This is a genomic window from Streptomyces cavernae (genome assembly GCF_004023625.1).
GTDB lineage: Bacteria > Actinomycetota > Actinomycetes > Streptomycetales > Streptomycetaceae > Streptomyces > Streptomyces cavernae.
This window is the reverse complement of the sequence record NZ_RPDJ01000056.1, coordinates 16,065-26,702: the sequence shown is the minus strand read 5'-3', so window position 1 is coordinate 26,702 and position 10,638 is coordinate 16,065. Positions and strand designations below refer to the sequence as shown.

General features: G+C 75.6%; 1 protein-coding gene. It reads right to left on the bottom strand.

The window, feature by feature from the left end; genetic code table 11:
* Nucleotides 1-41 precede the first annotated feature (41 nt).
* On the bottom strand, nt 42-10,547 hold the full coding sequence (locus EF387_RS49555; RefSeq protein ID WP_128381909.1) for a type I polyketide synthase: 10,506 nt from the start codon (nt 10,545-10,547) through the stop codon (nt 42-44).
* Between the last annotated feature and the right edge of the window lie 91 nt (nt 10,548-10,638).

Here is a 10,638-nt window from a genome sequence, read left to right as displayed (position 1 = left end):
CCCCGGTCCCGTATGCGTGCGCCCGTTGCCGTGCGGCGTGTTCAGGAGATTCCAAGATCGTTTTCGATGAAGTCGAAGATCTCGTCCGCGGCGGCGGAGTTGATCCGGTCGCTGATGTCGTCCGTCGCCACCGCCGTGGCCGCGGGGACCGCCGTCCCGTCCGTGCCGTCCCAGCGGGCGAGCAGGGAGCGCAGCCGTACGCCGATCCGGTCCCGTTTGCCGTCGTCATCCGGCAGGTCCTCCAACGCGGCTTCGAGACGGTCGAGTTCGGCGAGCACCCGGCCCGCGCCGTCCGCGCCGGCGGTGAGCCTGCCGCGCAGGTATCCGGCGAGGGCCGCCGCGTTGGGCTGGTCGAAGAGCAGCGTGGCGGGCAGTGAGAGGCCGGTGACGGTGCCGAGCCGGTTGCGCAGTTCCACGGCTGTCAGCGAGTCGAAGCCCAGGGCGTTGAAGGCTCGGGTGGCGCCGACCTTGTCGGTGGAGGCATGGCCGAGGACGCCGGCGACCTGGGTGCGTACCAGGGTGAGGAGCGTGCGCTCCTGTTCGGCGGCGGACTGCCCGGCCAGTCGGGAGCGCAGGCCCTGGCCGGCGTCGTCCTGGCCCGGGTCCGCCGGGTGGGCGGCCGCCAGGGCGCGTACCTCGGGGAGGTCGGACAGCAGCGGGCTCGGCCGGGCGGAGGCGAAACCGGGCGCGAAGCGTGCCCAGTCGACGTCGGCGACGGCCACGGCCGCGTCCTGGCGGGCCACCGCCCTGCCGAGGGCCTGCGGGGCACGCTCCGGGTCCAGCGGGTTCATACCGCTGCGCCGCATGCGCTGTTCGGTCGCGGTGTTCTGTGCGGCCATGCCCGCTCCGGCCCAGGGCCCCCAGGCCAGCGAGGTGGCGGGCAGCCCGGCGGCGCGGCGCGCCTGCGCCAGGGCGTCCAGGCAGGCGTTGGCGGCGGCGTAGTTGGCCTGGCCGATAGTGCCGAGGGTGCCGGACACCGAGGAGAACAGGACGAAGGCGGACAGGTCGCGGTCGTGGGTGAGGTCGTGGAGGTTGCGGGCGGCGGCCAGTTTGGGGCGCAGCACCGGCTCCAGGCTCTCGGGGGTCAGCGTGTCGATCAGCCGGTCGTCGAGCACGCCCGCCGTGTGCACCACGGCGTCCACCGGATGTTCGGCGAGGACGGCGGCCAACTGGTCACGGTCGGCGACATCGCAGGCGACGAGCACGAGTTCGGTGCCGGATCCGTCCAGCGCGGCCTTCAGCCGGGCCGCGCCCTCCGCGCCGGGGCCGGAGCGGCTGACGGCCAGCACCCGGTCGGCACCCTGCTCGGCGAGCCAGGCGGCGGTGCGTATGCCGAGGGCGCCGGTGGCGCCGGTCAGCAGGACGGTGCCGCTCCAGTCGGGCCCGGCCGCGGGACGGCCCGAGCCCTCGACCCGTACGAGGCGCCGCACGAAGGTGCCGGTGCCGCGCACCGCGACCTGGTCCTCGCCGTCGCGTCCGGCGACCACCGCGCACAGCCGGCGGGCGACATCGTCGGCGACCGGTGTGCCGGTGCCGGCAGGGAGGTCGACCAGTCCGCCCCAGGCGCGCGGGTACTCCAGTGCCGCGGTGCGGCCGAGGCCCCAGACGGCGGCCTGTTCGGGCGCCCCGGGCGCCTCCTGGGCGTGCACCCCGACGGCGCCCGCGGTGACGCACCACAGGGGCGCCGTGGTGGCGGGCCCGGCCACGCCCTCCGGGGCGTCTGCGAGCGCCTGCACGAGGGCCGCGGTGGCGGCGAGACCGCTCGGGGTGGACGCGGTGCCGGGCAACGGCCGCGTGTCGGCGGCCAGCAGGGACAGGACACCGGACACTTCCGCCCCGTCCGCCGCGGCGGCCCCGGCCAGTTGCCCGGCCAGGGTGACGCGGTCGGCCGACGCGCAGTCGACGGGGACGCTCACCACGCGGGCGCCGTGCGCCCCGAGTGCCGCGGCGATCGAGGCGGCCCAGGCTCCGTCGGCGAGGTCCGCGGGGACGGGCAGCAGCCAGGTGCCGGTGAGCGCGGCGGTGTCGTCGGCCGCGGCCTTCCAGACGATGTGGTGTTCCCAGCCCCGAGTCTCGGATGCCTGCCGGTGGTCACGGCGCCAGGACGCGAGCGCGGGCAGGACGGCGCTGAGCGGCGCGGTCGCGTCGAGGCCGAAACTGTCCGCGAGTTCCCGCGGGTCGGCCTGCTCGACGAGGTCCCACAGCCGCGCGTCCTCGGCGGACGACGCGGTGGGCTGCGCCGAGGACTCCAGCCAGAAGCGCTCGCGCTGGAAGGCGTACGTGGGAAGTTCGGTGCGGCGGGCGTCGGGCGAGTGCAGCCGGGTGAGGTCCGCCTCGGCACCGCGGACGTGGAGCAGGCCGGCGGCGAGCAGGGCGGAGCGGCGCTCGTCGCCCTCCCGCCGCATCAGCGCTGCGGCGGCGGCCTCCGCGGGGTCGACGACGCTGTCGAGGATCATCGCCGTCAGCGTGGCGTCGGGGCCCAGTTCGAGATACGTGGTGACGCCGAGGGCCTCCAGGGTGCGCACGCCGTCGCCGAAGCGGACCGCGTCCCTGATGTGCCGCGTCCAGTAGGCCGCCGAGCGCAGCTCGTCGCCTTCGGCGAGGCGGCCGGTCACGTTGGAGACGACGGGCAGGGTCGGCGGGGCGTAGGTGATCCGTGCCGCGACCTGTTCGAACTCGGTGAGCATCGCGTCCATGCGGGCCGAGTGGAAGGCGTGGCTGACCCGCAGGCGCCTGGTCCTGCGGCCCCGGCCCTCGAAGACGGCGGCGATCCGCTCCACTTCGTCGGTGTCCCCGGAGAGCACCACCGACGCGGGCCCGTTGAGGGCCGCGATTCCGGCGCGGTCCCCGCGGCCGTCGAGGAGCGGACGCACCTCCTCCTCGGTCGCTTCCACGGCGATCATCGCCCCGCCCTCGGGCAGGGCCTGCATCAGACGGCCGCGGGCGGCCACGAGGGCGCAGGCGTCCTCGAGCGTGAGGATTCCCGCGACGTGCGCGGCCGTCAGTTCGCCGATGGAGTGGCCCATGAGGGCGTCGGGGCGGGCGCCCCACGAATGGACGAGGGCGTGCGCGGCGGTGCCGACGGCGAACAGCGCCGCCTGGGTGCAGGCGGTCCGGTCGAGGAGGGCGGCTTCGGGCGAACCCTCCGCGCAGAAGACCACGGAGCGCAGCGGCGGGCCGTCGAGGTGCCGGTCGAGTGCGGCGCAGACCGCGTCGAACGTCTCGGCGTACACGGGATACGTGTCGTACAGGCCGCGCCCCATGCCGGGACGCTGGGCGCCCTGGCCGCTGAACAGGAACGCGGTCCGGCCGCCGGTGCCTGCGACACCGGTGACGAGGTCCGGGGCGCTCGCGCCGCGCGCGGCGTCGGCGAGCGCGGTGAGCAGGTGCGCGTGGTCGTCGGCGACGACGACGGCGCGGTGGTCGAGGGCGTGCCGGGACACGGACAGGGAGTGCGCGAGGTCGCGCGGATCGGTGTCGGGCCGGGCGAGGAGATGCGTGCGCAGCCGGGCGGCCTGGGCGCGCAGAGCGTCCGGGGTGTGCCCGGAGACCGTGAACACGCGCGGCCCGTCGGCCGGTTCGGTGCGATCCGGGGCGGCTCGGGGCGCGGGCGGCTCCTCCAGGACGACGTGCGCGTTGCTGCCGCTGATACCGAAGGAGGACACGCCGGCCCGGCGGGGCCGTGCGGGGTCGGCGGGCCAGGCGCGGGGCTCGGTGAGCAGTTCGATGGCGCCGCTGGACCAGTCGATGTGCCCGGAGGGCTCGTCGACGTGGAGGGTCCGGGGCAGTTCCCCGTGGCGCATGGCCATGACCATCTTGATGACTCCGGCGGCGCCGGCCGCGGCCTGGGTGTGGCCGAAGTTGGACTTGGCCGAGCCGAGCAGCAGCGGCCGCCCGTCGGGCCGGTCCTGACCGTAGGTGGCGAACAGGGCCCGGGCCTCGATGGGGTCGCCGAGGCTGGTGCCGGTGCCGTGCGCCTCGACGGCATCCACCTCGGCCGGGGTGAGGCCCGCGGAGGCGAGCGCCTGGCGGATGACCCGCTCCTGGGAGGGGCCGTTGGGGGCGGTGAGGCCGTTGGAGGCACCGTCCTGGTTGGTCGCCGAGCCCCGTAGCACGGCGAGGACGGGGTGGCCGTTGCGCTCGGCGTCCGAGAGGCGTTCGAGGAGCAGGACGCCGACGCCCTCGGAGAAGCTGGTGCCGTCGGCGGAGGCGGCGAAGGCCTTGCAGCGGCCGTCGGCGGCGAGACCGTTCTGCGCGGTGAACTCGGTGTACGTGCCGGGGGTGGCCATCACGGTGACGCCGCCGGCGAGCGCCATGCCGCACTCGCCGGAGCGCAGCGCGTGCGCGGCGAGGTGAAGGGCGACCAGCGCCGAGGAGCAGGCGGTGTCGACGGTCATGGTGGGGCCTTCGAGGCCGAAGGTGTAGGCGACGCGGCCGGAGATGACGCTGCCGGAGACACCGAGACCGATGTAGCCCTCCATGCCTTCGGGGATGTCGGCGAGTCCGGAGGCGTATCCGGAGCCCATGGCGCCGACGAACACGCCGGTGCGGCTGCCGCGCAGGGACAGCGGGTCGATGCCGGCCCGTTCGAAGACCTCCCAGGAGGACTCGAGCAGCAGCCGCTGCTGCGGGTCCATCGCGAGGGCCTCACGGGGCGAGATGCCGAACAGGGAGGCGTCGAAGTGTGTGGCGCCGTAGAGGAATCCGGCCTGGAGCCCGGGCAGGCGTGTGAGGTCCCAGCCGCGGTCGGTGGGGAACGCGGAGATGGCGTCGCCGCCCTCGGCGACGAACCGCCACAGGTCCTCCGGTGAGGTGACACCGCCGGGGTACTGGCAGGCCATGCCGATGACGACGACGGGGTCGTCGTCGGCGGCGGTCACGGCGGTGGTGTCCGTCCGCGCGCTGGTTCCGCCGAGTTCCTCGCGCAGGTGCCGGGCCAGGGCGACGGGCCTGGGGTGGTCGAAGACGAGCGTGGCGGGCAGGCGCAGGCCGGTCTCGGCGTTCAGGCGGTTGCGCAGTTCGACCGAGGAGAGCGAGTCGAAGCCGAGGTCGCGGAAGGACTGGTCGGCTCCGACCGCGCCGGCCGAGGCGTGGCCGAGGGCGGTGGCCGCGTGCCGGCGGACCAGGTCGAGGAGCAGCCGCTCCTGTTCGGCCGGTGCGAGGCCCGCCAGCCGTGCGGCGAGCCGGGGCGCGCCGCCGGTGCCCGCCTCGACGGTGCGCCGGGCCGGGGCCCGGACGAGGCCGCGCAGCAGCACGGGCAGCCGGCCGGAGGTGGCGGCGGCGCGCAGGGCGGCGGTGTCCAGCCGGAGCGGGGCGAGGAGGGCCTCGTCGGTGGTGAGCGCCGCGTCGAGGAGGTCGAGGCCCTCCTGTGCGCCGATGGCGGGGAGGCCGGAGGCGGCGATGCGCCGCAGGTCGTCCTCGCGCAGTGCCCCGGTCATGCCCTCGGCACCGGACCACAGGGTCCAGGCGAGGGAGGTCGCGGGCAGCCCCTGGGCCCGTCGGTGCTGGGCGAGGGCGTCGAGCACGGTGTTGGCGGCCGCGTAGTTGGCCTGTCCGGCGCCGCCGAGCAGGCCGGCGGCGGAGGAGAACAGGACGAACGCCGTCAGGTCGGCGTCCCGGGTCGCGTGGTGCAGGGCGAGGGCGGAGGCGGCCTTGGCCCGCAGGACGGCGTCGAGCCGCTCGGGAGTGAGGGAGGCGAGGACGCCGTCGTCCAGGAGGCCGGCGGTGTGCACGACGCCGCGCAGGGGCCGGTCGGCGGGGATCCGGGTGAGGAGGGCGGCGAGGGCGGCGGGGTCGGCGATGTCGCAGGACTCGACGGTCACCTGCGCGCCCTGTTCGGTGAGTTCGGCCGCGAGGCGGTCGGCGCCCGGGGCGTCGGTGCCCCGCCGGGAGGCGAGGACGAGGGAGCGCACGCCGTGGCGGGCGACGAGGTGGCGGGCGACGAGGGCTCCCAAGAAGCCGGTGCCGCCGGTGATCAGGACGGTCCCTTCGGGGTCCCAGGGTGACGGGGTGCGGCCCTCGGTGTCGGACGCCGTGTGGGCCTCGGTGTCGGACGCCTCGTCGGACGCGGTGTCGGCCTCGGTATCGGCCGCTGTGTCGGACGCGGGGCCGGCGGTGGGTGCCGGCACGAGCCGCGGGGCAAGCAGTTGCCCTTCGCGCAGGGCGAGTTGGGGTTCGCCGGTGGCAAGGGCGGCGGCGAGCGCGGCGGCGGGTATCTCGTCGGTGCCGGTGCCGGTGTCGAGCAGGACGAGACGGCCCGGGTTCTCCGTCTGGGCGGACCGGACCAGACCCCAGGCAGCGGCGGCGGCCAGGGCCGGCACGTCCTCGCCGTCGCGGGCGGCGACGGCCCCGCGGGTGAGGACGACCAGGCGGGTGTCGGTCGGGCGGCCGTCGGCGAGCCAGGCCTGCACGGTCGTCAGGACGTGCGCGGCGACGGCGCCGATGTCGTCACCGCCGTTGTCGGCGAGGGCGCCGCTGTCGTAACCGCCGGCGGCCGGGCACGGCAGCAGCACCGCGTCGGCGTCTTCGGGGACGTCGCCGGGACCGGTCACGCGGGGCCAGGAGGCGTCGATGCCCGTGTCGTCGGCGGCCCCGGGGCCGAGGACGTACCAGCGTTCGCCGGGGAGCGCGGGCGGCGCCTGCCGAGCGTTCTCGATGGCGCTCCACCGGACTCGGTGCAGGGCCCCCGCGGCCGGGGTCGCGGCTCCCCGCAGGCCGGCCGCGGACACGGGCCGGGAGACGAGGGTGTCCACGGCGGCGACGGGGCGTCCCTCGGCGTCGGCGATGCGCAGGGCGACACCGCTCGCGCCCACCGCTTCGATGCGCACCCTGAGGCTCGCGGCACCGACCGCGTGCAGGCGGACCCCACGCCACGAGAACGGCAGCGCCACCTGGGCGGGGCCGCCGTCTCCCGCGGGAGCGGCGAGCTGGGCGTGCAGAGCGGCGTCCAGCAGCGCGGGGTGCAGCCCGTAACGGGCCGCCTCCTTGTGCTGGTCCTCGGCCAGGGCCACCTCGGCGTACCAGGTGCCGCCTTCGCGCCAGACGGCCTTGAGGCCCTGGAAGACGGGACCGTACTGGTAGCCGGTGTCCGCGAGGGCGGCGTAGAAGCCGTCGAGGGAGACGGGTCGGGCGGCGGGCGGTGGCCAGGCGGCCAGGTCGAAGGACGGCTCGGCGGCCCCGGTGGCCAGGGTGGCGGAGGCGTGGCGGGTCCACTCGGTGTCGGTGTCGTCGCCGGCCTCGGGGCGTGCGTGCACGGTCAGCGTGCGGCGGCCGGAGTCGTCGGGGGCGCCGATGACGAGCTGGAGCTGCACCGCGCCGTTCCCCGTCAGGACGAGCGGGGCCTCGAGCGTCAGCTCCTCCACCAGGTCACAGCCGACCTCGTCGCCCGCGCGCAGGGCGAGTTCGGTGAAAGCGGTGCCCGGCAGCAGGACCGTGCCGGAGACGGTGTGGTCGGCGAGCCAGGGCTGATCGCGCACCGAGAGCAGACCGGTGAGCAGGACCCGGCCGTCGTCGGCGACGCGGACGACGGCGCTCAGCAGCGGGTGCCCGGCGGTGCCGAGTCCCGCGCCCGCGAGGTCGCCGGCCCGTCGCGGGCTCATGGGCAGCCAGTAGTCGTCGCGTTGGAAGGCGTATGTGGGCAGGTCGACGCGGGCGGTGCCGGGGGCGCCCAGGAGGCGCTCGACGTCCACGGCGGCGCCGTGCGCGAACAGTCCGGCCACGGCCGCCAGCAGCGCGGGTGCCTCGGGCCGGTCCTTGCGGAGGGAGGCGAAGCAGACCCGCTCGGTGGTGTCGTCGGGCAGGCAGGTCCGGGCGAGCGCGGTCAGTGTGGCGTCGGGCCCGAGTTCGACGAACCGGCTGACGCCGTGCTCGGCGAGCCAGGTGATGCCGTCGGCGAAGCGCACGGGCTGCCGCAGGTGGCGTACCCAGTAGTCGGGCGAGCGCAGTTCGTCGGCGGTGGCCCGACTGCCGGTCAGGTTGGAGACCAGCGTGATCCGCGGTTCGTGGTACGTGACGCTCTCGGCGACGACGCGGAACTCGTCGAGGGCGGCGTCCATGCGGGCGCTGTGGAAGGCGTTGCCGACGCGCAGGCGCCGGGTTCGCCGGTTCAGCGCACGCAGCCGGCCGGCGACCTCCTCGACGGCGCTCTCGTCGCCGGACAGCACGATGGAGCTGGGGCCGTTGACGGCGGCGATGCTCACGGCGTCGCCGTGTACGGCGAGCAGCGGTGCGACCTCGTCCTCCGTCGCCTCGACGGAGATCATGGCGCCGCCTGCCGGGAGCGCCCGCATGATGCGGCCGCGGGCCGCGACCAGCCGGCAGGCGTCGGCGAGCGACCAGACACCCGCGACGTGCGCGGCGGACAGTTCGCCCAGGGAGTGCCCGACGAGGTACTTGGGCTTGACCCCCAAGGACTCCAGCAGCCGGAACAGCGCGACTTCGACGGCGAACAGCGCGGGCTGTGCGAGGTCGGTGCCGTCCAGCGCATCGGGGCCCTCCGCGCCGTCGAACACGATGTCCTTCAGGGACCGGCCGAGGGCTGTGTCGAGGTGGCCGCAGACCGCGTCGAAGGCCGCGGCGAACGCGGGGAACGCCGCGTACAGTTCACGGCCCATGCCGATGCGCTGGGAGCCCTGTCCGGAGAACAGGAAGGCGGTGGCGCCCCGCAGGACGCGGCCGGTGACGACGTGCGGCGCGGCGGGCGCGGAGCCGTCTGCGCCGGCTTCACCGGCTTCGGCTTCACCGTCCGCGCCGGCGAGCCGGCCCAGGCCGCTCAGCGCGGCGGCGCGGTCCTCGGCGAGGACGACCGCGCGGTGCTCGAACAACTGGCGGGTGGAGAGCAGGGCGTGGGCGACGTCGGTGGCGTCGGCCTGTGAGTGCTCCGAGTGTTCCTCGACGTGGGTGAGGAGCCGTGCCGCCTGGCCGCGCAGGGCCGCGGCGCTGCGCGCGGAGAGAATCCACGGGACGACCGGGGACGCGGTCGCGGTGATGGATGGGGCGGCGGGCGCGGGCCGTCCGGCGGGGGTCTCGGCCGAGGACTCGGCGGGGGGTTCGGCCGGGGGCTCCGTGGAGGATTCGGCAGGTGTCTGGGCAGGGGGCTCGGCCGAAGTGCCGGCAGAGCCCTCGGCGGGTGTCCCGGCGGGTGTCTCGGCGGGTGTCTCGGCGGGCGCGGCCTCCAGGATGGTGTGGGCGTTGGTGCCGCTGATCCCGAAGGACGACACGGCGGCGCGGCGCGGCCGGTCCCCGGTGTCCGGCCACTCGGTGGGCTCGGTCAGCAGGCGGACGCTGCCCGCGGACCAGTCGACGTGGGTCGAGGGCTCCGTGATGTGCAGTGTGCGCGGGAGGCGGCCGTGGCGCAGCGCCATGACCATCTTGATGACGCTGGCCACGCCCGCGGCGGCCTGGGTGTGGCCGAGGTTGGACTTGAGCGAACCGAGCAGCAGCGGGGACGCCGTGTCCTTGGCCCGGCCGTACGTGGCCAGCAGCGCCTGGGCCTCGATCGGGTCGCCCAGCGTGGTTCCGGTGCCGTGGGCGTCCACGGCGTCGATGTCGGCGGCGGTCAGCCGGGCGTTGGCGAGCGCCTGCTCGATGACGCGTTGCTGGGAGGGGCCGTTGGGCGCGGTCAGGCCGTTGGAGGCGCCGTCGGAGTTGACGGCGCTGCCGCGGACGACGGCGAGCACCGGGTGACCCTTGCGGCGGGCGTCGGACAGGCGCTCCACGAGGAGCAGGCCGACGCCTTCGGACCAGCCGGTGCCGTCGGCGTCGTCGGAGAACGCCTTGCAGCGGCCGTCGGGGGCGAGGCCGCGCTGCCGGCTGAATTCGAAGAGCAGTCCGGGAGTCGCCATGACGGCGACGCCGCCGGCCAGCGCGAGGTCGCACTCCCCCGACCTCAGTGCCTGCACCGCCCAGTGGAGCGCCACCAGGGAGGAGGAGCAGGCGGTGTCGACGGTGACGGTCGGGCCCTGGAGTCCCAGGACGTAGGAGATGCGTCCGGAGGCGACGGAGGTGGCGTTGCCCGCGAGCATCAGTCCGTGGACGTCCTCGGGCACCTCCACGGGGCCCTGGCCGTAACCGGAGGTGGCGGCGCCGACGAAGACGCCGGTGGCGCTCGCGCGGAGGGTGGCGGGAGGGATTCCGGCCCGTTCGAGCAGTTCCCAGGACGCCTCCAGGAGCAGCCGTTGCTGGGGGTCGGTGGCGAGGGCCTCGCGGGGGCTCATGCCGAAGAAGGCGGCGTCGAACGCGGCGGCGTCGCTGAGGAAGCCGCCCTCGCGGGTGGAGAAGGTGCCCGGCTTGCCGGGGTCCGGGTCGAATCGGTCCTCGATGTCCCAGCCGCGGTCGGTGGGCAGCGGTCCGATGGCGTCGCCGCCCTCGTCGACGAGCCGCCACAGGTCCTCCGGGGTGGCGATGCCGCCGGGGAAGCGGCAGCTCATCGCCACGATGGCGATGGGCTCGTGGTGCCTGTCCTCCGTCTCCTGGAGCTGCCGGCGGGTCTGCCGCAGCTCTGCCGTCACCCGCTTGAGGTATTCGACGTACTTGCCGTCGTCAGCCACGTGTGTCACTTCCTTGACCCGAGCCGGGCAGTGTCCGTTGTGCGCGATCGAGTGCCTTGGTGGGGGTATCCGCGGCGGCGGGTGCCGCCGT